The organism is Stenotrophomonas sp. ZAC14D2_NAIMI4_6 (assembly GCF_003086875.1).
In the GTDB taxonomy this organism is placed as follows: domain Bacteria; phylum Pseudomonadota; class Gammaproteobacteria; order Xanthomonadales; family Xanthomonadaceae; genus Stenotrophomonas.
In genome coordinates this window covers 1,589,116-1,610,971 of record NZ_CP025996.1, presented here as the reverse complement: position 1 = coordinate 1,610,971, position 21,856 = coordinate 1,589,116, and the positions used below count along the sequence as shown (strand labels likewise).

Here is a 21,856-nt window from a genome sequence, read left to right as displayed (position 1 = left end):
CGCCAAGCGTGGATGCGCCGCACCGCCGGGTCCTCACCCCTGCGAGGCGTCCTCCACCGGACCCAGCTCATGCAGCACTGCAGTGGCGTAGCAGCCCGGTGGCAGCGCAAAGGAAAGTTCGAGCACGTCTTCGGCCAGCCACTGGTGCTGCAGCAACGCTGGGCGCAGGCGCAACGCGCGCCGCTCCTGCTTCAGGCGCGCATCTTCCAGCCCCGCACGCAGTGCCTTGGATTCTTCATCGTCCAGCGCGCCCAGTTCCAGCGCGCGCGCGGCATCGGTACTGCGCAGCTCGCCCTCGCCCCACAACGGCGCGCTGGGATGGATGTCGAACCGTGCCAGGCGGTCAGCCAACGCATCGGTGTACGGCTCCGGACCGAACACGCTGCGGCTCCCATCGAGCATCCACACCTCACCCTGCAGCGGCTGATCCCAGCTGCCCTGCTCCACCCGGGCAGCCAGCACCCGGTTGAACAGCGCCGAACGGGCAGCCGACAGCAGCAGCGAGCGCTGGTCCTTGCGCATGCGGCGGCCGCCGAACATGGCCAGGGCCGCCGGCACGTTGCCACCGTCGCGACCAAAACGCTGTTCGCCGAACCAGTTGGGCAGGCCGCGGCTGGCGATCTGCTGCAGGCGTTCGCTGATCGCGGGGGCATCGCCCTGCACATCGCGCAGGACCAGCTTGAAGCGATTGCCGGCCAGGGCGCCGCGCTGCAGCTTGCGGTTGTGCCAGGTGACGTCGAGCACCTCGATCTCATCGCTGGCCAGTGCGGCCAGGTCAGGCGCCACCCGCTTGGGCAGGTGCACGCTGAAGCGCTGGGTGGTGACCGCGTGGCGGTCCTTCATGCCGGCATAGCTGACCGCCATTTCCGGCAGGCCGGCCCACGCCGCCAGCAGCTTGGCCACGTGCACCGTGTTGGCGCCGCGCTTGCGGATGTGCAGCAGCAGGTGCTCGCCCTCGCCCGTGGCCTCGAAGGCCGGCAGTTCGTCCACCTGGAAATCTTCCGGCGTGCTGCGGATGCGGGCGCGCAGCAACGGCGCACCGAACGCCAACGGCACCGGAATCATGCGGCCACCAGCAGCACCGCCGCCTGCGCGGCGATGCCTTCGCCACGCCCGGTGAAGCCCAGCTTCTCCGAGGTGGTGGCCTTCACGCTGACCGCGTCCAGGGGCAGCTGCAACAGGCCGCCGATGCGCTCACGCATGGCCAGCGCATGCGGACCGACCTTGGGGCTTTCGCAGATGACGGTGATGTCGGTGTTGCCGACCCGCCAGCCGCGCTCGCGCAGCAGGCTGTCGCAGTGGCGCACGAAGTCGCTGCTGTCGGCACCCTTCCAGCGGTCGTCGCTGGGCGGGAAGTGCTGGCCGATGTCGCCCAGCGCAAGCGCGCCCAGCATCGCATCGCACAGCGCGTGCAGGATCACGTCGCCATCGCTGTGGGCCAGCACGCCGCAGCTGTGCGGCACGCTCACGCCGCCAAGCATGATGTGGTCGCCTTCACCGAAGGCATGGACGTCATAGCCCTGGCCGATACGGACGGGCGGGAACGGAGCGGTGCTCATGGATGCAACCCTTGCAGCAGGGCCGCGCGGTCACTCAACCGGCGCGGCGGGAAAGTACGAATTCGAAACGGTCCAGGTCGGCCGGCGTGGTGATCTTGAAGTTGTCCTCGCTGCCTTCCACCAGCAGCGGGCGGTGGCCCTGGCGTTCCATGGCCATGGCCTCGTCGGTCACCTCGACATCGGCAGCGGCGGCATCGGCCAGCGCGCGGGCCAGCTGGTGGCGACGGAACAGCTGTGGGGTGAGCGCGCGCCACAGGCGTGCGCGCGGCTCGGTGGCATCGATGCCACCATCGTCGCCGGCACGCTTCAAGGTGTCGCGCACCGGCGCAGCCAGGATGGCACCGACCGGGTCGGCGCGCCCCACTTCCAGCAGCCGGCCCAGATCGGCCGGCGACAGGTTCGGGCGCGCGGCATCGTGCACCAGCACGAATTCATCGGCGCGCACGCTGTCGGGCAACGCCTGCAGTCCGGCCAGCACCGACGCGGCGCGGGTGGCGCCGCCGATGCAGGTCAGCACCGGCTTGCCGGCGAACTCTGTCCAGCCCGGCCAGTCGGCATCGTCCGGGCCCAGCACGACCATCACGCCGGCCACCGCCGGATGCGCCAGCAGCGCATCCAGGGTGTGGGCCAGCAGGATCCTGCCGCCTGCCTGCAGGTACTGCTTGGGCAGCGGCGCGCCGAAGCGGGTGCCGCGGCCCGCCGCTGGCACCACCACCCAGATGGCCGGGCTCATGGCACGTCCGCCGCGTGGTCGCCGGTCTGTGCAGCCACCGGCGCAGCCGCCGGCGGACGCGAGGCAGCATCCTCCACCACGCGGTAGAACTTCTCGCCGGGCTTGATCATGCCCAGCTCGCTGCGCGCACGTTCTTCGATGGCGGCCTGGCCTTCCTTCAGGTCCTTCACTTCGGCAGCCAGCGCATCGTTGCGCTGCTGCAGACCTTCGTTGTCCCGTTCCTGGTTGGCGACCTGGGCTTCGAGCATCATCACTTCACCCGAATTGCCCGGGCCGAACCAGAAACGGTACTGCAGCCATGCCAGCAGCAGGGCCAGCACCAGCAGCAGCCAGCGCCAATCGCGCATGGGCTCAGCGCTTCAGCGAAACGAACGCGTCACGACCGGCGTAACGCGCGCCGGCACCGAGGGCTTCCTCGATGCGCAGCAGCTGGTTGTACTTGGCCACGCGATCGCTGCGGCACAGCGAACCGGTCTTGATCTGGGTCGCGGTGGTGGCAACGGAGATATCGGCGATGGTGGTGTCTTCGGTTTCGCCCGAACGGTGCGAGACCACCGCGGCGTAGCCGGCACGGTCGGCCATGGCGATCGCTTCCAGGGTTTCGCTGAGCGTACCGATCTGGTTGACCTTGATCAGGATCGCGTTGGCGGTGCCCGAATCGATGCCTTCCTGGAAGATGCGCGGATTGGTGACGAACAGATCGTCGCCCACCAGCTGCACCTGCTTGCCGATGCGGTCGGTCAGCAGCTTCCAGCCGGCCCAGTCGTTCTCGGCCAGGCCATCTTCAATCGTGATGATCGGGTACTGCGCGGCCCAGTCGGCCAGGAAGTCGACGAACTGCTCGGAGGTCAGGCGCTTGTTCTCGCCCACCAGGTTGTACTTGCCGTTCTCGAAGAATTCGCTGGAGGCCACGTCCAGGCCCAGCAGCACGTCTTCACCGGCGGTGTAGCCGGCCTTGCCGATGGCTTCCAGGATGGTGTCCAGCGCTTCGACGTTGCTGCGGAAGTCCGGCGCGAAGCCGCCTTCGTCGCCCACGGCGGTGCTCAGGCCATGGCCCTTCAGCACCGACTTCAGCGAATGGAAGATTTCGGTGCCGGCGCGCAGCGCTTCGGAGAACGAGGTGAAGCCAACCGGCAGCACCATGAATTCCTGGAAGTCGACATTGTTGTCGGCATGCGCACCGCCGTTGATGATGTTCATCATCGGCACCGGCAGCGACGGCGTGGCGCCGGTCTTGCCGGCCAGGTACTGCCACAGCGCCTGCTTGCTGGAAGCGGCGGCAGCATGCGCGGCAGCCATGGAAACACCCAGCAGCGCGTTGGCGCCCAGGCGACCCTTGTTCTCGGTGCCGTCCAGATCGATCAGGCGACGGTCCAGGCCGGCCTGGTCGGTGGCTTCGAAGCCCTTCAGCGCGTTGGCGATGGCGCCATTGACGTTGTCGACGGCCTTGCGTACGCCCTTGCCCAGGTAACGGGTCTTGTCGCCGTCACGCAGCTCCACCGCTTCCTTGGTGCCGGTCGAGGCGCCGGAGGGGACTGCGGCACGACCGAACGAACCGTCCTCCAGGATGACTTCGGCTTCCAGCGTGGGGTTGCCACGGCTGTCGAGGATTTCACGGGCGTGGATGCTGCGGATCGTACTCATGGTCGGGCCGGTTACCTGTAAGGAGAGGAGGCGACAAAACGAATGCCGCGTGATTATCCCCGGCTGCCCGCCGCTTGCCAAATGGTGTCGCCGATCACGACCGGATCCTGGCTCTGCGCCAGCATCGGCACGGCCACGATCATGCCCAGCAGGGCCAGCAGCAACGCCGCCACCGCGGCCATGCCACGCCCACGCCGCAGGCGCCACGCCAGCACCGAAGCGACGCCACTGCCCAGCGCGGACACTGCCAGCACGCCGATGGCCGCAAACAGGGCCACCTGTACCGATTCCAGCGCATGGCTGCCATCGCCAGGTGAACCGATGGCCGACAGAAACACCAGCAGGCCTGCGCCCAGGGCCGCCCAGGCCAGCACGGCCAGGCCGAGCGCACACAGGCCCCAGGGCCACGGCCGGCGCGAAGCGGGCGCGGAAGATGTTGGATTCATGAAGTGAATGGGCTCCCCGCCCGGGTGAGGATCACAGCTGGGCCAGCACGACCCCGCCAAGCAGCAGCGCCAGAGCAAGCAACAGCAGGCCTGCCAGCATGGCCGCGCCACGCGCACGACGCAGGCGCCAGCCCAGCACGGTAGTGACCGCGCTCAACACGCACGACACGGCCGCCGTGTTCAGGCAGGCCCAGCCCATCGTGTGCTGCCAGCGCGGCGCGGCACCGTCGCCGGGCATGCGCATGCTTCCCGCCGCCAGCAGCACGGCATAGGCCAGCGCCGCCCACATCAGCACGCCGAAGGCCACGGCCACCCAGCCCCACGGCCACTGCCGCCAGTGCCGCCGGCGACGCTGGGCTTCCAGCGCCGCCCACGGATCCAGACTCACGCGAAGCGCGAGAAACCGTGCTTCTTGGTCACCGCATCGAGCTCCATCAGGGTCTCGAGCAGCGCTTCCATCTGGTCCAGCGGCCACGCATTGGGACCGTCGGACAGCGCCTTGGACGGGTCCGGATGGGTTTCGGCGAACAGGCCGGAAATGCCCACGGCCACGGCAGCGCGCGCCAGCACCGGCACGTGTTCACGCTGGCCACCGGAACTGGTGCCCTGCCCGCCCGGCAGCTGCACCGAATGGGTGGCGTCGAACACCACCGGGCAGCCGGTGTCGCGCATCACCGCCAGCGAACGCATGTCGCTGACCAGGTTGTTGTAGCCGAAGCTGGCGCCACGCTCGCAGACCATGATCTGCTCGTTGCCCGTGGACTTGGCCTTCTCAACGACCGGCTTCATGTCCCACGGCGCCAGGAACTGGCCCTTCTTGATGTTGACCGGCTTGCCGGCGGCGCACACCTTGCGGATGAAATCGGTCTGGCGGACCAGGAATGCCGGGGTCTGCAGCACGTCCACCACCGAGGCCACTTCGTCCATCGGGGTGTATTCATGCACGTCGGTCAGCACCGGCACGCCGATCTGCTTCTTCACTTCGGCCAGCACCTTCAGGCCTTCTTCCATGCCCGGGCCGCGGAACGCGGTGCCCGAGGTACGGTTGGCCTTGTCGAAGCTCGACTTGAAGATGAAGTTGACGCCAAGCTTGTCGGTGATTTCCTTCAGCTTGCCGGCGGTATCGAGCTGCAGCTGCATCGACTCGATCACGCAGGGTCCAGCGATCAGGAACAGGGGCTGGTCCAGCCCAACCTCGAATCCACACAGTTTCATGGCGTTTCCTTGTTGGTCCGCGCGCCGTACAAGCCAGCGCGCTGGGGTTGAAGCATGCAGGATGGGGGCCGCAACCCCCATTCACAAGTCAGGCGCGGGCTTCGGCCAGCAGCGCGCCGCCGGCCTTGCGCTCACGCGCGGCACGGATGAAGCCGATGAACAGCGGGTGGCCGTCGCGCGGCGTGGACAGGAATTCCGGGTGCGCCTGGCAGGCCAGGAACCACGGGTGCGCATCGCGCGGCAGTTCCACCACTTCCACCAGGGTGTCGTCCATCGACTTGCCCGAGATCACCAGGCCGGCATCTTCCAGCTGGGTGCGGTAGCGGTTGTTGAACTCGTAGCGGTGGCGATGGCGCTCGGCCACCACGTCCTTGCCGTACAGCTCGCGGGCCAGGGTGCCCGGCTTCAGGCGCTGTTCCTGCAGGCCCAGGCGCATGGTGCCGCCCAGGTCGCTCTTGTCGTCGCGCTTTTCGACATCACCGGTGGCGGTGCGCCATTCGGTGATCAGGCCGATCACCGGGTCCGGCGACTGGCGGTCGTTCTCGGTGCTGTTGGCCTGCTCCAGGCCCAGCACGTGGCGTGCGTAGTCAACCACGGCGGCCTGCATGCCGTAGCAGATGCCGAAGTACGGCACGCTGTTCTGGCGCGCGAACTGCGAGGTCAGTACCTTGCCTTCGAAGCCACGGTCACCGAAGCCGCCCGGCACCAGAATGCCGTCGACGTCGGCCAGGGCGGCCATGTCGGTGCCTTCCAGGTCCTGCGCTTCCAACCACTTCAGGTTGACCTTGGTGCGCTGGCGCAGGCCACCATGCTTGAGCGCTTCACCCACCGACTTGTAGGCGTCCTGGTGGTCGACGTACTTGCCGACCACGGCGATGGTCACTTCGTCCAGCGGGTGCAGGGTGGCATCGACGGCGTCTTCCCACATCGACAGGTCCACCGGGCCGGCCTTGTCGGCCAGCTTCAGCTGGTTCACCACGATCTCGTCCAGGCCCTGCGCGTGCAGGCCCGAGGGAATGCGATAGAGCACGTCCACGTCCGGCACGCTGATGACGGCGCGTTCGGAGACGTTGGTGAACTGGGCGATCTTGCGGCGCTCCGAATCGGGCACGGCCTGCTCGGAACGGCACAGCAGCACGTCCGGCTGGATGCCGATCGAGCGCAGTTCCTTCACCGAATGCTGGGTCGGCTTGGTCTTCAGCTCACCGGCAGCGCCGATGTAGGGCACCAGGGTGAGGTGCATGAACAGGGCCTTCTCCGGGCCACGCTCGGTGCGCACCTGGCGGATGGCCTCCAGGAACGGCAGCGATTCGATGTCGCCCACCGTGCCGCCGATCTCGACCAGGGCCACGTCGTAGCCCTCGGTGGCTTCGTCGATGCAGCGGCGGATCTCGTCGGTGATGTGCGGAATGACCTGCACGGTCGCGCCCAGGTAGTCGCCGCGGCGCTCCTTGCGGATCACGTTCTCGTAGATGCGACCGGTGGTGACCGAGTTCTTGCGGCTCAGGCGGGTGCGCACGAAACGCTCGTAATGGCCCAGGTCGAGGTCGGTCTCGGCGCCATCGTCGGTGACGTAGACCTCGCCGTGCTGGAACGGGCTCATGGTGCCCGGGTCCACGTTGATGTACGGGTCGAGCTTCATCATCGTGACCTTCAGGCCACGCGCTTCAAGAATGGCGGCCAGCGACGCAGCGGCAATGCCTTTGCCGAGCGAGGACACCACGCCGCCGGTTACGAAAATCAAGGGAGTCATGGCTGCAAGCATCCTGTCTGGAAATGGAAAACGGCAGCACCACGCCTGCCCGGGGGGCAGACAGGGTGCAGAGAGGGGGTTTTCCGGTTCGCTGGGACAGCGAGGGAGGTGCGGACCTGGCCGGCGGCAGGCGCCGGGCGGGAACCTTCGTGCGAGGTCGGGGCGGCCGTGCCGGCCATTTCGACCGTCACCTGCGACCCGCATTGCTGGAGGCCAGACCTGGCCCTTCCAGCCCATTCGCAAAGGGTGGACACGCACTTACTCCCGGAAAGCCATAGTTTACAGATAGAGGGCCGCCAACCCAAGGGGCAGATGGCGGCAAGGGCAAAAGAAAACGCCCCGCAATGCGGGGCGTTCAGGAACAGAACCCTTGTACCAAGGGGCTTGGGGGCGGAAGCCTTAACGCTTCTTCCGCGCTTCCTCTTCTTCTTCCTGCTGCGGGACCGGCTGGCCCTTGGCCTTCATTTCGGCATTGGCCTGGGCCCGGCGCTTGGCCTTGGCATCGGCTTCGGACTGCGCAGCCTTGTCGGCCTGGTCGTTCTGCTGCGGGGCCGGCTGGCCGGCGTTCTGCGCCATCACCAGGGGCACGGCAACGGCGGCGGCGGCCAGGATCGCAATGGTCAGCAACTTCTTCATGGAGTCCTCCTCGCGGTATCGCTTCGACATGGGGGTGCCGGCGTCTGGATTCCAGCGATGCCCATTTTACCCCCTTGTGGCGGCCGAGGCTGAACCGCAGGCGTGCAAAATCGCGTTCCAGACCGCACACTTGCGCGTCGCTCCAAGCTTCCGAACATAGATGAACGCCCGCTATAACGCCGCCGATATTGAAGTCCTGTCCGGCCTTGACCCGGTCAAGCGCCGTCCCGGCATGTATACCGACACCGCGCGCCCGAACCATCTGGCGCAGGAAGTGATCGACAACTCGGTGGACGAGGCGCTGGCCGGCCATGCCCGCTCCATCGAGATCACCCTGTACAAGGATGGCAGCGTGGAAGTCAGCGATGACGGCCGCGGCATGCCGGTGGACATCCACCCGGAAGAAAAGATTCCCGGCGTGGAGCTGATCCTGACCCGCCTGCATGCGGGCGGCAAGTTCAGCAACAACAACTACACCTTCTCCGGCGGCCTGCACGGCGTGGGCGTGAGCGTGGTCAACGCGCTGTCCACCCTGGTGGAAGTGCACATCAAGCGCGAAGGCGCCGAGCACCGCATCACCTTCCGCAACGGCGACCGCGCCACCCCGCTGGAAGTGGTCGGCACGGTGGGCAAGAAGAACACCGGTACCCGCGTGCGCTTCTGGCCCGACCCGAAGTACTTCGATACGCCCAAGTTCGCCGTGCGCGCGCTCAAGCACCTGCTGCGCGCCAAGGCCGTGCTGTGCCCGGGCCTGACCGTGAAGCTGACCGACGAGACCACCGGCGAAGTCGATACCTGGTACTACGAAGACGGCCTGCGCGATTACCTGAAGCTGGAACTGGGCGAGCGCGAATCGCTGCCGGCCGACCTGTTCGTGGGCAACCTGAAGAAGGACACCGAAGTGGTGGACTGGGCCGTGGCCTGGCTGCCGGAAGGGGAGCTGGTGCAGGAAAGCTACGTCAACCTGATTCCCACCGCCCAGCACGGCACCCACGTGAACGGCCTGCGTACCGGCCTGACCGAGGCGCTGCGCGAGTTCTGCGATTTCCGCAACCTGCTGCCGCGCGGCGTCAAGCTGGCCCCGGAAGACGTGTGGGACCGCGTGTCCTTCGTGCTGTCGCTGAAGATGACCGACCCGCAGTTCAGCGGCCAGACCAAGGAACGCCTGTCCTCGCGCCAGGCCGCCGGCTTCGTCGAAGGCGCCGCCCACGATGCCTTCAGCCTGCTGCTGAACCAGAACGTGGAGCTGGGCGAAAAGATCGCGCAGATCGCCATCGAACGCGCCAGTGCGCGCCTGAAGACCGAAAAGCTGGTGGTGCGCAAGAAGGTCACCCAGGGCCCTGCCCTGCCCGGCAAGCTGGCCGACTGCATCAGCCAGGACCTGTCGCGCACCGAACTGTTCCTGGTGGAAGGTGATTCGGCAGGCGGCAGTGCCAAGCAGGCGCGCGACAAGGATTTCCAGGCGATCATGCCGCTGCGTGGCAAGATCCTGAACACTTGGGAAGTGTCGTCCAACAGCGTGCTGGCCTCGGAAGAAGTGCACAACCTGGCCATCGCCATCGGCTGTGACCCGGGCAAGGATGACATCAGCGGCCTGCGCTACGGCAAGGTGGTGATCCTGGCCGACGCCGACTCCGATGGCCTGCACATCGCCACCCTGCTGACCGCGCTGTTCCTTAAGCACTTCCCGGCGCTGGTCGATGCCGGCCACGTGTTCGTGGCGATGCCGCCGCTGTTCCGCATCGACGTGGGCAAGCAGGTGTTTTACGCGCTGGACGAGGAAGAGAAGCGTTCCATGCTGGACAAGATCGAGCGCGAGAAGATCAAGGGCGCGGTGAACGTGACCCGCTTCAAGGGCCTGGGTGAAATGAATCCGCCGCAGCTGCGTGAATCCACCATCCACCCCGATACGCGCCGGTTGGTGCAGTTGACCGTGGACGATGGCGAGCAGACCCGCTCGCTGATGGACATGCTGCTGGCCAAGAAGCGCGCGAGCGATCGCAAGGGCTGGCTGGAAAGCAAGGGCGACCTGGCTTCGCTGGAAGCCTGATTCCAGCGCGGGGTCGGATCCGGTTGCGCAGCAACGGGCTCCGACCCCTGCTTCCTGGCGATGGGGTCAGAACCCTTTCCTGCGGAAAGGGATCCGACCCCGCCCTTCCGCCGCCATCGGCAAAGCCGGCAGCGCGATAATGCGCGTTCACCCGCGCGGACCACTGTATTGCCCAGCCACTCGCTGCTGTTCCCGGGCCTGCCGCTGCACAGCGCACGCCTGGTCCTGAGCCCGATCCGCCGCGACGACGCCGCCGCGCTCTACGCCCTGCAGTCCGATGCCGAAGTGATGCGCTGGTGGAACCACCCGGCCTGGACCCGCCCGGCCGAAGCGCGTGCGCAGATAGACGATGACCTGGCCGCACAGGCCACCGGCACCCAGCTGAAGCTGGCCGTGCGCGAATCGATCGATGGCCCGCTGCTGGGCATCTGCGTGGTGTTCGCACTGGACCGTGATGCGCAGCGGGCCGAGATTGGCTACCTGCTGGCACCGGCGCAGCAGGGCCAGGGCTACATGCATGAAGCGCTGCAGCGGCTGCTGGATTACCTGTTCCAGACACTGCGGCTGCATCGCGTGGAAGCCGAGCTCGATCCGCGCAATGCGCCCTCGGCGCACGTGCTGGAACGACTGGGCTTCGCCCGCGAAGGCCTGCTGCGGCAGCGCTGGCGCATCCAGGGCGAACTGGCCGATTCGGTGGTGTACGGCCTGCTGGCCGACGACGACCGCGCCCCGCGACCGGCTTGACCTAATCTGGCCGCAACCTTGGCCGCAACGGCGTGCGCGGCCGGGCCATGCCTTTGGACACATACCGCGCGCGGCGTGGCGACCTAGCATCGCAGTCCCCTTCCGCTACCGCTCTGGTGCCATGAAGTTCCTGCTGCACACTGCCGCGCTCTGCGTCGGCCTGCTTGTTGCCCCTGCCAGCGCCCTGGCGGCGCCTGCTGCCGACGCCGCCGAAACCAAGGCCCCTGCCACCGAAGCTGCGGCCCTGCCCGCCGATGCGTCGGTGCGGCAGAGCATGCGCCTGGGCGGTCGCACGCTGGATTACACCGCCAGCGTCGGCACCCTGCCGGTACGCGATGACAAGGGCAAGGTGATTGCCGATGTGGTGTTCACCGCCTACACGATGCCCGGCAAGGACCGCCCGGTCACCTTCGCCCTCAACGGCGGCCCCGGCGCATCGTCGGTGTACCTCAACCTGGGTGCGATCGGCCCGAAGGTGGTCACCTTCGGTTCGGAAGGCGACAGTGCATCGGCACCGGCCACCCTGCATGACAACCCCGGCACCTGGCTGGACTTCACCGACCTGGTGTTCATCGATCCGGTGGGCACCGGCTTCAGCCGCGCGCGCATCGGCGACGACGAGGCGAAGAAGCAGCTGTACACCCCCAGCGCCGACGTCGAGTACCTGTCACGCACCATCTACGACTGGCTGCTGCGCAACCAGCGCATGGGCTCGCGCAAGTACCTGACCGGTGAAAGTTACGGTGGCTACCGCGGCCCGCGCATCACCCACTACCTGCAGACCCGGCTGGGCGTGGCGATGAACGGCCTGGTACTGGTGTCGCCCTACCTGAGCCCGACCCTGGAAGACAACGCCGATGTCTCGCCGATGGCGTGGATGCAGACCCTGCCCTCCATTGCCGCCGCGCACCTGGAACGCCAGGGCAAGCTGACCGATGCGGCCATGCGCGAGGTGGTCGAATACACCCGCGGCGACTATGCCACCGCGCTGATGAAGGGCCGCAGCGATCCGCAGGCCACCGAAGCGATGCTGCGCAGGGTGAGCGAGCTGACCGGGCTGGACCCGCAGTTCGTGCGCCGTGCCGGTGGTCGACTGGAAACGCAGGCGTACCTGCGCGAAGTGTTCCGTGACAAGGGCACGCTGGGCAGCCGCTACGATTCCAACGTGACCGCGTTCGATCCGTTCCCGAATGATCCTGAGCAGCGCGCCAACGACCCGCTGCTGGACAGCATCATCGCGCCGACCACCACGGCCATGGTCGACTTCGTGACCCGCGTGGTGGGCTGGAAGGTGGATGCGCGCTACCAGGCACTGAACTACGAGGTGAACCGGCTGTGGGACCGCAATGGCGACCTGCGCCAGGGGGCGGTGACCCAGCTGCGCCAGGCGGTGGCGATCGACCCGCACCTGCAGGTGCTGATCGTGCATGGCTGGAACGATCTGTCGTGCCCGTTCATGGGTTCGATCCTGACGGTGGACCAGATGCCGACGATGGGCAGCAACCCGGACCGGGTGCAGGTGCGCAGCTATCCGGGCGGGCACATGTTCTACAGCCGGGCGGACAGCCAGGCCGCGTTCCGTCGCGATGTGCAGGCCCTGTTCCAGCGCAACTGAGTGGGTTCCGGCCGGGCCTGCGGCCCGGCACCCGCTGAAGGCAACGGCAACGGCAAAAGCCTGCATCTCGGGGGGGGGCGGGATGGGGTGGGCAGGCGGGGGACGGCAAAAACCGCTCCTGCGTGCCTCGTAGAGCGCCATCCATGGCGCTCTGCGCCCCCGCCTGCCCACCCCACCCCGCCGCTGACAGGTTCATGGCGCTGCTGGTGGGTGCCGACCGTCTGCTGTTGGTGGGTGCCGACCGTTGGTCGGCACGGGCTCTGACCCTGGTTCTGCTCTGGTAGGTGTCGACCTTGGTCGACACGATGGGTGCAGGAGAATGGTTTCGCCCATGAAAAAGCCCGCCGGAATCCGGCGGGCTTTTTCTGTTTCCGGGGGTCAGATCCATGTCCCGCAGGGAAAGGGCTCTGACCCTCAGGCTGCCGGCATCAGGTCCAGCCGGCCAGCTCGAACAGCTTCAGGATCAGGTACGCACAGCCACCGGCTGCCGGGATGGTCAGGATCCAGGCCCAGACGATGCGTTCGATCACGCCGAACTTCAGCGAACGCGGGTTCTTGGCAAAGCCCACGCCCATGATCGCGGTGGAGATGCTGTGGGTGGTCGAGACCGGCATGCCGAAGTGGGCGGCCAGGGTCAGGATGGTGGCCGAGCTGGTCTCCGCGGCGAAGCCGTGGATCGGGTGCAGCTTGACCATCTTGTGGCCCAGGGTCTTGATGATCTTCCAGCCGCCCGAGGCGGTACCGGCAGCCATCACCACCGCACAGGTCAGCACAATCCACATGGCAATGCCGTCGCCGGCGCTGGCATCGGGGTGCATGAAGGCCAGCCACGACGGCAGGTTGTCCAGCGCGCCGGTGGCTTCAGCGCCGATCAGGGTCATGGCGATGATGCCCATGGTCTTCTGCGCGTCGTTGTGGCCGTGGGCGAAGCCCATGTAGGCCGCCGAGGCGATCTGCGCCTTGCCGAAGAACGCGTTGACGATGCGCGGACGGGCCAGGCGGCCGATGGCACCGCCGATCTTGGCCAGGCCGGCGATCAGGCCCCACAGCAGCACCATCACCACGATGCCCAGCAGGAAGCCGGCGATCGGCGAGGTGATCATCGGCACGAACACCTTCCACAGCAGGCCCTTGTTCTGCGCCCAGCTGCCCAGGCGCTCGGACCAGATCAGCGCATCCCAGTTGTTGTGGGCGGCCGCCAGGCCGGCGCCGCACAGGCCGCCGATCAGCGCGTGCGAGGACGAGGACGGCAGGCCCTTCCACCAGGTGATCAGGTTCCAGATGATGCCGCCCAGCAGGGCGCACAGGATCACCTGCGGGGTGACATCGACCACGTTGGTGTTGAGCAGGCCCGAGGCGATGGTCAGCGCCACCGCGGTACCGGTCAGCGCGCCGATGAGGTTCATGAAGGCGGCCAGCATCACCGCCCAGCCGGGCGAGAGCACCTTGGTCGCCACCACGGTGGCAATGGAATTGGCGGTGTCGTGGAAGCCGTTGATGAACTCGAAGACGAGCGCGGCCAGGATCACCACCAGGACAAGGGTCAACATGCGGCGGCGTCCGTCAGCTGTTCTTCAACACGATCTGGTACGCCACCACGCCGGCCTCGCGGCAACGGTCGATGGCCTTTTCCAGGATCTCGAAGAATTCCTTCAGCAGGAACATCTGCAGGTTGTCCAGGCGACCGGAGTAGATGTCGCGGTACAGCTCCAGCATCAGGCGGTCGGCTTCGTTTTCCAGCGAACGCAGCTTCTCGTTCAGCGCGGTCATGCGGTCCAGGTTCATGTGGCGCAGGTCGGCCACCATTTCCACGACCACACCGGCGGCCTGTTCCAGCATCGCCGCGCGCGGCGCGAAGTCGATGTGTTCCAGGTGGGTGGTGGCCAGCGAATAGCGATCGGCGAACTTCTCGATCTGCTTGGGAATCTTGTACAGGGCCGAGCCCAGCGCTTCGATGTCTTCGCGCTCGATGGGGGTCATGAAGCTGTCCACCAGCGCCTGGCTGATCTTGTCCGACGCCGCGCGCTCGCGCAGGCGGGCCAGCTTGAAGGCGTCCAGCGCCGGCTGGCGGTCGGCCTCGCGCAGCATGGAATGCAGCGCCTTGGCGGCATCGTTGGCCGCGACGGCAGCCTCATCAAGCAGGGTGTAGAACTGTTTGCCGGAACCGAAAATGGTCTGCAGAGAGAACATTGAGAAACCTGTCAGCCGTCGCGGGAAGGACGGCACCAGAGGGAATTATGACGGCTAGATGACCATCACGGGTATACCCGCCCGCTTCGGGGGGTGGAAAACCCCCAACCTGAACAGGCAGTTGCCATCCCGCCACGCCCCTTTGCTAAGATGCCAGCGCGCCCCCGGGCGCACCTTATGGACGACGACCCTTATCCCCCCGCGCCGCGCCGGACCCCGTTCCTGAGCGCCAGCCGCCACCGCAAGCACCCGCCCTCCCTGCCACCAACCGGGGACGACGCCCGTGTTTGAGATCCTGATTGTCCTGGCCCTGATTGTCTTCAACGGCTTTTTCGCCATGTCCGAAATGTCGGTCATGACCTCGCGCAAGAGCCGCCTGAAGCAGATGGCCAGCACCTCCAAGCGCGCAGCCAAGGCGCTTGAACTGTCCGAGAAGCCCGAGAATTTCCTGTCCACCGTCCAGATCGGCATCACCCTGGGCGGCATCCTGACCGGCGTCTACGGTGGTGAAGCCATTGGCAGCAGCATCGCCCACCACCTGCAGGCGATGTTCCCCTCCCTGGCCGACCCCATCACCCTGTTTGGTGAGCCGCAGTCGCTGGCCAATCTCATTGGCAAGACGCTGGCCGTCGCGCTGATCACCTTCCTGACCCTGATCTTCGGCGAGCTGGTGCCCAAGCGCCTGGCCATCACCCGTTCCGAAGACATTGCCGGCATGGTGGCCCTGCCGATGGGCTGGCTGGCCCGCATCGCATTCCCGGCGGTCTGGCTGCTGTCCCATTCGACCCGTCTGGTGCTGCGCCTGCTGGGCCTGGGCAAGGACGAAGCTGCCTCGGTCACCGAAGAAGAAATCCGCATGCTGGTGGCCGAGAGCCACGAAGCCGGCGTGATCGACGCCCACGAGCGCGACATGATGAACCGCGTGATGCGCCTGGGTGACCGCACCGCCGACAGCCTGATGACCCCGCGCAACCGCATTGCCTGGCTGGACACCCAGGCCGGCCTGGAGCGCAACCTGGAAATCATGGCCGAGCACGAGTTCTCGCGCTATCCGGTGTTCCGCGACAACGACCAGGACGTGGTCGGCGTGCTGGAACTGAAATCGCTGGCCACCCGCATGGCACGTGGCGACAACGCGCTGTTCCAGACCCTGCGCGAGGCGCTGTATGTGTCCGAGTCGACCCATGCGATGAAGCTGCTGGAAATCTTCCGCGAGGAACAGCAGTCGATGGCGCTGGTGGTGGACGAATACGGTGAAATCCAGGGCCTGGTGACCATCAGCGACTTGATGGGTGCGGTGGTCGGCCGCCTGCAGGCGGTGGAGAACGCCGACGAGGATGCGCTGGTGGTGACCCGCGAAGACGGCTCGCTGCTGGTGGATGGTTCGTTGCCGATCGAGGACCTGCGCGAACTGATCGGCAGCAACGAGCTGCCCGATGCCGAGGAAGGCGATTACTACACGCTGGCCGGCATGTGCATCCACTACTTCGGCCGCATCCCGCATGCGGGCGAGTACTTCGATTGGGCTGGCTGGCGCTTTGAAGTCGTCGACCTGGACGGTGCCCGCGTGGACAAGCTGCTGCTGCGCACCCTGTCGGACGAGCAGGCCGATGAGCTCACCGCCTGACCCAGGCCACGGCGCGGGCGACGAGCGCCCGAGCTATCGCAACGAGGGCATCCGCACCCTGCTGGCGATGTTCGAATTCGGTGATCCGGCCCAGCACATGAAGCTGGGCCAGATCCTGCAGGACCTGCAGCAGAGCGCGTTCGGCGTATTCCTGTTCGTGGCCATCCTGCCGGCCTTCATCCCCATCCCGGGGCTGGGCGGCGCGGTCAGCGGGCCGCTGGTCATCCTGATCGGGCTGCAGATGCTGTTCTGCATGCGCAAGCCCTGGCTGCCGGGCTTCATCGCCCGCCGCGGGCCCCGCCGCGGCACCATGCACCGGTTCCTGGACCGCATCGATCGGCCGCTGCGACGGCTGGACCGCATGCTGAAGCCGCGCATGCCGCAGTGTGTGGCGCCAGCGCCGGCACACGCCTTCACCGGTCTGCTGCTGGTCCTGCTGGGGCTGCTGCTGTCGCTGCCGATCCCGTTCACCAACTACCTGTTCGGGTTCCAGCTGCTGCTGTTCTCGCTGGCGTTGCTGGAACGCGATGGCGCGCTGATGCTGTTCAACTGGATTGGCGGCGTGGTGGCGGTGGCCTTCTTCGGTTTCAGTTCCGGCCAGCTGGTCGGTTACACCGCCGACCTGTTCCAGCGCTGGTTCTGAGCGCCGGAGACGCCGCATCCACGCATGGCGTGGATCTACCCGCCCCGTGGCGCCGGGCCATGCGTGGATGGAACGGCCCGGCGGGGTGCCTCACCGCAGATCAATGAACCCGTTATCGCCCAACTGCGACGGATCATCCTGCACTGCCGACAACACGAAGCTCAACGCCTTGCCCAGCAGCGTGCCTGGGCCTTCCCAGTACTCGGCGCTCTCCGCACGTACCTGGATCAGGCGCAGGTTCGGATCATCCTTGCCGCCAGGGAAGAACAGCTTCATCGCCGGCGACCACAGCGCCTCGATTCGCGCCCGGTCATCGACGATGCGCGCCCGCCCGGACACCGACACATAGGTGTTCTTCGACGTCGAGGCATAGGCCACGTTGACCCGCGGGTTCAAGGCGATCTCGGCCACCTTGGGGCTGTCGGCGGCGGTGGCGAACCACAGGTCGCCGTCGAAATCGACCTGCTGGGTGCCCAGCGGCCGGCTGTACAGCCGACCGTCCACGCCGGTGGTGGTGAACATCGCCACCTCCACGTCCTTGATCAATTCGGACAACTGGGCGATGTGCTCGGCACGGGTATCGGTCATGGAAGGGGCTCCGGAATCAGGAGCCCCCATCAGAGCGCGTCGCCCTGCAATGCGCCGTGACGCAAACGTTCAGCCGGCGTGGCGGGCGTGCCAGGCCTGCATGGTCAGTTCGAACGAACGCAGGCGCGCGCGGTGGTCGTACAGGTTGGCGGTCAGCAGCAGTTCGTCCGGCGCGTGGCGGTCGACGAAGGCGGCGATACCCTCGCCCACCTGCTGCGCATCGCCCAGCACGGTGCAGGCCAGGGCGCGTTCCACACCCAGCTTTTCATGCGGCTCCCAGAAGCTGTCGATGTCGTCGATCGGCGCGGGAATGCGGCCCGGGCGGCCCCGGCGCAGATTGACGAAGCTCTGCTGCTGGCTGGTGAACAGCCGGCGCGACTCGGCTTCGCTGTCGCTGGCCACGACGTTCAGCGCCAGCATGGCGTGCGGCTGCTTCAGCGTGGCCGAGGGCCGGAACTCACGGCGGTAGACGGCCAGCGCTTCATCCATCGCATCGGGCGCGAAGTGCGAGGCGAACGCGTACGGCAGCCCCATGGAGGCGGCCAGGCGCGCACCGAACAGGCTGGAACCGAGGATCCAGGTCGGCACCCGCAGACCGCCGCCGGGCACTGCCTGCACCGCCTGCCCGGCCTGCACCGGTTCGAAGTAATGCAGCACTTCGCGCACGTCCTGCGGGAACTGGTCGGCACTGTCGAAATACCGGCGCAGTGCACGCGCAGTGGGCTGGTCGGTGCCCGGCGCACGGCCCAGGCCCAGATCGATGCGGTCCGGGTACAGCGACGCCAGCGTGCCGAACTGCTCGGCCACCTGCAGCGGCGCGTGGTTGGGCAGCATGATGCCGCCGGCGCCGACGCGGATGCGCCGCGTGCCTCCGGCCACGTGGCCGATCAGCACCGCGGTGGCGGCGCTGGCGATGCCCGGCATGTTGTGGTGTTCGGCCAGCCAGTAGCGGCGGTAGCCCAGCGCATCGGCATGCTGGGCCAGTTCCAGCATGTTGGCGAAGGCGGCGGTGGTATCACTGCCCTCGCAGACCGGGGCCAGGTCGAGGATCGACAACGGGATCATCAGGGGGTTTTCCGTCACAGGATTCCCCATGCATGGGGTCGCGACGGCGCCACGGCCAGTGACGGTGGCGGAATGCTGATTCCTGCCGGACCGGTTCAGCGCGCGCCGGGCAGGTCCCGGCGCGACCTCAAGGGCGGATCAGAACGCGCTGGGGCGCGGCTCGGGCAGCGGCTGGTCGACCAGCGGTTTCAACTCGGCATCCAGCGCCACGCGCTCGTCGAAGACGAAGCAGCGACCCTCATAGCCTTCGCCACCGACCTCCTCGAAGTAGCCCAGGATGCCGCCATCGAGCTGCAGGACATTGTCCATGCCATCGTTGACCATCCACAGCGCCGCCTTTTCGCAACGGATGCCCCCGGTGCAGAAGCTCACCACCGTGCTGTCCTGCAGCGCCTGCCGATGCGGCGCCAGCGCTTCAGGCAGATCGGTGAACTTCTCGATGGGCAGCACCAGTGCATCCTTGAAGGTGCCATGGGCCACCTCCTGCAGGTTGCGCGTATCGAGCATCACCACCGGCTTGCCGGCATCGTCGTGGCCCTGGCGCAGCCAGCGCTGCACCGTGGCCGGATCGACCGCCGGCGCACGCGGGTACGCCAGCGGCTGGCCATCGTCGCGCCGGAAGCTGATGATCTCGTCCTTCACCTTGGCCTTGAGCCGCGCGAACGGCTGGTGTTCGCTGAAGCTGGTCTTGACCCGCATGTCGGCAAAGCGCGCATCGGCGTGCAGTTCCGCGTAGAAGCCCTGCACCGCCTGCGGCGCCCCGGCCAGGAACAGGTTCAGCCCCTCGCCCGCCACCAGGATCGTGCCACGCAGCGCCGCCGCCTCGGCACGCGCCAGCAGCTGGTCGCACAGGGCCTGGGGGGCGTCGATGACGGCGAAATGGTAGGCAGCGGTATTGGCGATCATTCCGCCATTTTACCGCCAGACCGCCCCAGGATCAGATTTACCCGTTCATCCACGCATGGCGTGGATCCACTGTGTCGACCAAGGTCGACACCTACCAACAGCCGAGTGAACCTGTCAGAGGCGGGGCGGTGGGGGCAGGCGGGGGCGCAGAGCGCCATGGATGGCGCTCTACGAGGCACGCAGGAGCAGCTCTTGCCGTCCCCCGCCTGCCCCCACCGCCCTGCCCGTTCACGGAAAACCCGCTTTTGACGTTTACGTTGACGTTGCTTCGGCGGGTGCCGGGTGCAACCCGGCCGCAACAGCCCCCTACCCCCGCAGCAGCATGAACGGCAGCAGCACCAGCGCCGCCGCACCCGCCATCCCCATCAGCACCAGCACCACGAACAGTGGCCGCCGCCGCAGCAGGCTGCCGAAGGTTTCGGCCGTGCCATCGCGCAGCGCCTGCTCGCGCTCGGCACGGATGCGCGGCGCCCGCTCGGCCTGGTAATCGGCCATCAGGGCCTTGGCGCGCGGCTGGTCCGCATCATCGCGCAGCCACAGGCCGCCATTGGAAATGCCCCAGGGGCTGGGTTCGGTGCGATACCAGGCGATGCCGTGCTGGTCCAGCAGGGCGCACACATCGGCGTACTCGTCGTCGCCGACATTGCGCAGGTTGAGCAGAAGTTTGGCCATGCCACCATGATACCCGGCACCGATGCGCTACCCTTGCCGCCCGCGAACACCCTACGGAGACGCCCGATGCGCCGCCTGCTGCTTCCCCTGCTGCTGTCCCTTGTTGCCGCCGGTTGTTCGTCCGAACCCGCCGGCCCGCCCCCGGGCGGCACCCTGACCACCTTCGAACGCATCGATACCCAGGTGGGAACCGGCGCCGAAGCCGTGCCCGGGCAGAAAGTAACCGTGCACTACACCGGCTGGATCTACGACAACCGCACCGAGAACAAGCACGGCAAGACCTTCGACAGCTCGGTCGGTCGCGGCCAGCCCTTCGTCTTCGCGCTCGGCGCCGGCCAGGTCATCCGTGGCTGGGACGAAGGCGTGGCCGGCATGAAGGTAGGCGGCAAGCGCACCCTGATGATCCCGCCGGAGTATGGCTATGGCGACCGTGGCGTCGGCCCGATCCCGGCCGGCTCTTCGCTGGTGTTCGACGTCGAGCTGCTCGATGTCCAACCCTGATCTGCAACCGCCGCGCCGCGTCGCCGTGGTCGGCGGCGGCCCGGCTGGCCTGTTCGCCGCCGAGCGCCTGCGCGCGGCCGGCTTGGAGGTCGATCTGTACGAGGCCAAGGGCTCGCCCGGCCGCAAGTTCCTGATTGCCGGCAAGGGCGGGCTGAACCTGACCCATTCCGACGAACGGCCGTTGTTCGACAGCCGTTACCGCGAACACAGCGCCGCCGTGGGTGACTGGCTGGACGGCTTCGATGCACAGGCGCTGCGCGACTGGGCCGCGGGGTTCGGCGTGGACACCTACGTCGGCAGTTCCGGCCGGGTGTTCCCGGTGGACCGCAAGGCGGCCCCGCTGCTGCGCGGCTGGGTACGGCGCCTGAAGGAACAGGGCGTGCGCCTGCACGTCAATCATCGCTGGACCGGCTGGGCCGATGACGGTGCCCTGCAGTTCGCCAACGAACACGGCGAGGTGCGCGTACACGCCGATGCCACGGTACTGGCCCTGGGCGGCGGCAGCTGGCCGCAGCTGGGCAGCGATGGCGCCTGGGTGGCGCCACTGCAGGCGCGCGGCGTGGATGTCGCGCCGCTGCAGTCGGCCAACTGTGGATTCGACGTGGACTGGAGCCCGCATTTCGTCCAGCGCCATGCCGGCGCCCCGCTCAAGCCGGTGGTGGCCCACTGGACCGATCTGCAGGGTCGGCCGCAATCGCTGCAGGGTGAGTGCGTGGCCAGCAGCTATGGCATCGAAGGCAGCCTGGTCTACGCGCTGGCTGCCGATCTGCGCGACACCATCAACCGCGATGGCCACGCCGTGCTGGCGCTGGATCTTGTACCCGGCCGCGACGAGGCGCGCCTGCTGGCCGACCTGTCACGGCCACGCAAAGGCCGCAGCTTCGGTGAACACCTGCGCCGCCAGGCCGGCCTGGATGCGGTGAAGGCTGCGCTGGTGTTCGAGCACCTGGGCAAGGACGCAGGCAACGATCTGCCGGCCGTGGCAGCAACGCTCAAGCGACTGCCCCTGCGTCTGCTGCGGCCGCGACCGATGGCCGAAGTGATCAGCACCGCCGGCGGTGTGCGGCTGCAGGCCATGGACAACCAGCTGATGCTCAGTGCCCTGCCCGGCGTGTTCTGCGCCGGCGAGATGCTGGACTGGGAAGCGCCGACCGGCGGCTACCTGCTGACCGCGTGCTACGCCAGCGGGTTGCGCGCCGCTGAAGGCGTGGTGGCGTGGCTGGCAGCGCGCTGACCCGGCGTTTGTAGAGTCGAGCTTGCTCGACTGAT

23 protein-coding genes are annotated in these 21,856 nt (G+C 67.3%); 7 read left to right on the top strand and 16 right to left on the bottom strand.

All coding sequences use genetic code 11. From position 1 onward, the window contains the following. Positions 1-33 precede the first annotated feature (33 nt). From truD to C1933_RS07380, 10 genes are all read right to left on the bottom strand, one after another. Complete coding sequence (truD, locus tag C1933_RS07425; protein ID WP_108752739.1) at positions 34-1,065, bottom strand: tRNA pseudouridine(13) synthase TruD; 1,032 nt, start codon at positions 1,063-1,065, stop codon at positions 34-36. Further along, positions 1,062-1,559, bottom strand: a complete 498-nt coding sequence (ispF, locus tag C1933_RS07420; RefSeq protein ID WP_108752738.1) for a 2-C-methyl-D-erythritol 2,4-cyclodiphosphate synthase — start codon at positions 1,557-1,559, stop codon at positions 1,062-1,064. Before ispF ends, truD begins: the two co-directional genes overlap by 4 nt. A gap of 34 nt (positions 1,560-1,593) precedes the next feature. Further along, a complete protein-coding gene (gene ispD, locus C1933_RS07415) occupies positions 1,594-2,292 on the bottom strand; it encodes a 2-C-methyl-D-erythritol 4-phosphate cytidylyltransferase (protein WP_108752737.1) in 699 nt (232 codons plus the stop codon). Continuing rightward, complete coding sequence (gene ftsB / locus C1933_RS07410) at positions 2,289-2,639, bottom strand: cell division protein FtsB (protein WP_108749227.1); 351 nt, start codon at positions 2,637-2,639, stop codon at positions 2,289-2,291. The genes ispD and ftsB overlap by 4 nt, the downstream gene beginning before the upstream one ends. Before the next feature lie 4 nt (positions 2,640-2,643). After that, positions 2,644-3,936, bottom strand: coding sequence for a phosphopyruvate hydratase (gene eno / locus C1933_RS07405; protein ID WP_108752736.1), 1,293 nt, complete (start codon positions 3,934-3,936; stop codon positions 2,644-2,646). A gap of 53 nt (positions 3,937-3,989) precedes the next feature. After that, a complete protein-coding gene (locus C1933_RS07400) occupies positions 3,990-4,382 on the bottom strand; it encodes a hypothetical protein (RefSeq protein ID WP_234414675.1) in 393 nt (130 codons plus the stop codon). A gap of 31 nt (positions 4,383-4,413) precedes the next feature. Further along, positions 4,414-4,770 carry a hypothetical protein gene (locus C1933_RS07395; RefSeq protein ID WP_108752735.1) on the bottom strand — a complete coding sequence of 119 codons (357 nt, stop codon included), beginning with the start codon at positions 4,768-4,770 and terminating at the stop codon, positions 4,414-4,416. Continuing rightward, positions 4,767-5,597 carry a 3-deoxy-8-phosphooctulonate synthase gene (kdsA, locus tag C1933_RS07390; RefSeq protein WP_108749223.1) on the bottom strand — a complete coding sequence of 277 codons (831 nt, stop codon included), beginning with the start codon at positions 5,595-5,597 and terminating at the stop codon, positions 4,767-4,769. The genes C1933_RS07395 and kdsA overlap by 4 nt, the downstream gene beginning before the upstream one ends. A gap of 88 nt (positions 5,598-5,685) precedes the next feature. Beyond that, positions 5,686-7,350 carry a CTP synthase gene (locus C1933_RS07385; protein WP_108752734.1) on the bottom strand — a complete coding sequence of 555 codons (1,665 nt, stop codon included), beginning with the start codon at positions 7,348-7,350 and terminating at the stop codon, positions 5,686-5,688. Positions 7,351-7,749: 399 nt separating this feature from the next. After that, positions 7,750-7,986 carry a hypothetical protein gene (locus tag C1933_RS07380; protein WP_108751520.1) on the bottom strand — a complete coding sequence of 79 codons (237 nt, stop codon included), beginning with the start codon at positions 7,984-7,986 and terminating at the stop codon, positions 7,750-7,752. 160 nt (positions 7,987-8,146) lie between these two features. Here C1933_RS07380 and parE point away from each other — a divergent pair, with 160 nt between their 5' ends. From parE to C1933_RS07365, 3 genes are all read left to right on the top strand, one after another. After that, positions 8,147-10,036 carry a DNA topoisomerase IV subunit B gene (gene parE, locus C1933_RS07375; RefSeq protein WP_108752733.1) on the top strand — a complete coding sequence of 630 codons (1,890 nt, stop codon included), beginning with the start codon at positions 8,147-8,149 and terminating at the stop codon, positions 10,034-10,036. Positions 10,037-10,204: 168 nt separating this feature from the next. Continuing rightward, entirely contained in the window at positions 10,205-10,780 is a 576-nt protein-coding gene (locus tag C1933_RS07370; RefSeq protein ID WP_108752732.1) for a GNAT family protein, read from the top strand. Between the two features lie 121 nt (positions 10,781-10,901). Then, positions 10,902-12,395 (top strand): S10 family peptidase, encoded by a 1,494-nt coding sequence (locus tag C1933_RS07365; RefSeq protein WP_108752731.1) that lies wholly within the window; start codon positions 10,902-10,904, stop codon positions 12,393-12,395. 428 nt (positions 12,396-12,823) lie between these two features. Here C1933_RS07365 and C1933_RS07360 read toward each other — a convergent pair whose 3' ends face one another. Then, a complete protein-coding gene (locus C1933_RS07360) occupies positions 12,824-13,945 on the bottom strand; it encodes an inorganic phosphate transporter (protein ID WP_108752730.1) in 1,122 nt (373 codons plus the stop codon). A gap of 13 nt (positions 13,946-13,958) precedes the next feature. Beyond that, entirely contained in the window at positions 13,959-14,585 is a 627-nt protein-coding gene (locus C1933_RS07355) for a DUF47 family protein (protein WP_079221423.1), read from the bottom strand. Positions 14,586-14,868: 283 nt separating this feature from the next. Here C1933_RS07355 and C1933_RS07350 point away from each other — a divergent pair, with 283 nt between their 5' ends. Then, entirely contained in the window at positions 14,869-16,212 is a 1,344-nt protein-coding gene (locus C1933_RS07350; RefSeq protein WP_108752729.1) for a hemolysin family protein, read from the top strand. Then, the gene (locus tag C1933_RS07345) at positions 16,196-16,855 is read left to right on the top strand and encodes an exopolysaccharide biosynthesis protein (RefSeq protein WP_108752728.1); all 660 of its coding nucleotides are present in this window, start codon (positions 16,196-16,198) and stop codon (positions 16,853-16,855) included. The genes C1933_RS07350 and C1933_RS07345 overlap by 17 nt, the downstream gene beginning before the upstream one ends. Before the next feature lie 90 nt (positions 16,856-16,945). Here C1933_RS07345 and C1933_RS07340 read toward each other — a convergent pair whose 3' ends face one another. The 4 genes from C1933_RS07340 to C1933_RS07325 all read right to left on the bottom strand — a co-directional run bounded on the left by C1933_RS07340 (position 16,946) and on the right by C1933_RS07325 (position 20,086). Next, positions 16,946-17,443, bottom strand: a complete 498-nt coding sequence (locus C1933_RS07340; protein WP_108752727.1) for a pyridoxamine 5'-phosphate oxidase family protein — start codon at positions 17,441-17,443, stop codon at positions 16,946-16,948. 69 nt (positions 17,444-17,512) lie between these two features. Then, positions 17,513-18,508, bottom strand: coding sequence for an LLM class flavin-dependent oxidoreductase (locus tag C1933_RS07335; RefSeq protein WP_108752726.1), 996 nt, complete (start codon positions 18,506-18,508; stop codon positions 17,513-17,515). Between the two features lie 138 nt (positions 18,509-18,646). Continuing rightward, positions 18,647-19,414 (bottom strand): sulfurtransferase, encoded by a 768-nt coding sequence (locus C1933_RS07330; RefSeq protein WP_108752725.1) that lies wholly within the window; start codon positions 19,412-19,414, stop codon positions 18,647-18,649. 306 nt (positions 19,415-19,720) lie between these two features. Beyond that, complete coding sequence (locus C1933_RS07325) at positions 19,721-20,086, bottom strand: DUF6164 family protein (RefSeq protein WP_108752724.1); 366 nt, start codon at positions 20,084-20,086, stop codon at positions 19,721-19,723. Between the two features lie 66 nt (positions 20,087-20,152). Between C1933_RS07325 and C1933_RS07320 the strand changes: the two genes are divergently transcribed. Together C1933_RS07320 and C1933_RS07315 are read left to right on the top strand one after the other, a co-directional pair. Then, positions 20,153-20,587 (top strand): FKBP-type peptidyl-prolyl cis-trans isomerase, encoded by a 435-nt coding sequence (locus tag C1933_RS07320; protein ID WP_108749211.1) that lies wholly within the window; start codon positions 20,153-20,155, stop codon positions 20,585-20,587. Then, positions 20,574-21,821 carry a TIGR03862 family flavoprotein gene (locus C1933_RS07315; protein WP_108752723.1) on the top strand — a complete coding sequence of 416 codons (1,248 nt, stop codon included), beginning with the start codon at positions 20,574-20,576 and terminating at the stop codon, positions 21,819-21,821. Before C1933_RS07320 ends, C1933_RS07315 begins: the two co-directional genes overlap by 14 nt. Positions 21,822-21,856 lie beyond the last annotated feature (35 nt).